Source organism: Magnetospirillum fulvum MGU-K5, from assembly GCF_000442515.1.
Classification (GTDB): domain Bacteria; phylum Pseudomonadota; class Alphaproteobacteria; order Rhodospirillales; family Magnetospirillaceae; genus Phaeospirillum; species Phaeospirillum fulvum_B.
Window position 1 is genome coordinate 1 of sequence record NZ_AQPH01000159.1, and the last position, 912, is coordinate 912.

At 62.0% G+C, this 912-nt stretch carries 1 protein-coding gene; it reads right to left on the bottom strand.

Annotation, left to right across the window (positions count from 1 at the left end; genetic code table 11):
- Nucleotides 1–214: 214 nt before the first annotated feature.
- Nucleotides 215–862: a recombinase family protein gene (locus K678_RS17370; protein ID WP_021133795.1), complete on the bottom strand. Its 648-nt coding sequence runs from the start codon at nt 860–862 to the stop codon at nt 215–217.
- Nucleotides 863–912 lie beyond the last annotated feature (50 nt).

The following is a 912-nucleotide window of genomic DNA, read 5'->3' on the forward strand; positions in this document are numbered from 1 at the left end:
GCCTGATCCAGCGCGTCGTGACTGTACCACTCGCCCTCGGTGCGTGCCGGTTCAATCTACTGCACTCATTAAGTGCGGTTAGAAAATCCCATAATTTTCAAAATTTCTCCGCTCAACACAGTACGCCTTCCGAGCGGCCCAATCGGCGGTACCCCCCACCCCACCCCCCTCGACCACCACCATCCCGACCGGTCCCTGCTGGCCCTGGTCCTGGTCACCCCCGCAGGCGGGTCAATAGACGTTGCACCGATGTCGTATGCCACCGCCCGCCTCGAGCTGTCGGGACGGCGCGGCGGTTCAGTTCGTCGGTGATCGCCGCTACAGTGTTGAAGCCGTCCGCGCGGATTGCTTCGACAGTGGATCGCAATGCCGTTGCCGCTGTGTCAGCGGCCTCTGCGTTCTGCCGGGCGAGGATTGCGCCATGGGAGCCCAAGACCGTTCCACGCTCCTTGGCGGCGGCGAGAGCGGCTTTCGTCCGCTCGCTGATCCGGAGGCCCTCGTGCTCAGACATGGCGGCATAGACGTGGAGCATGAAGCGGTCGGCGTTGGGCATGTCTGCCGCGACGAAATCGACTCCGGCTTCCATCAGCCCCGATATGAAGTGGACGTTTCGGGCCAGCCGGTCGAGGCGGGCTATGACCAGGGTCGCACCGATCTTCTTGCATTGGGCCAGCGCCTCGTCGAGTTGTGGGCGGTCGTTCCGCTTGCCCGACTCGATCTCCACGAATTCGGCTTCCAGTTCCCAGTCGCCGCCATTCAGGAAATCGATTACGGCCTTGCGCTGGGCCTCAAGACCCAGGCCCGACGCGCCTTGCTGATCTGTCGAAACGCGGAAATAAGCGACGAATTTACCCGATGCCATGACGATTCCCCCTCTTCATGCACAAGCATATCATCGTAAGTCTGTGCATG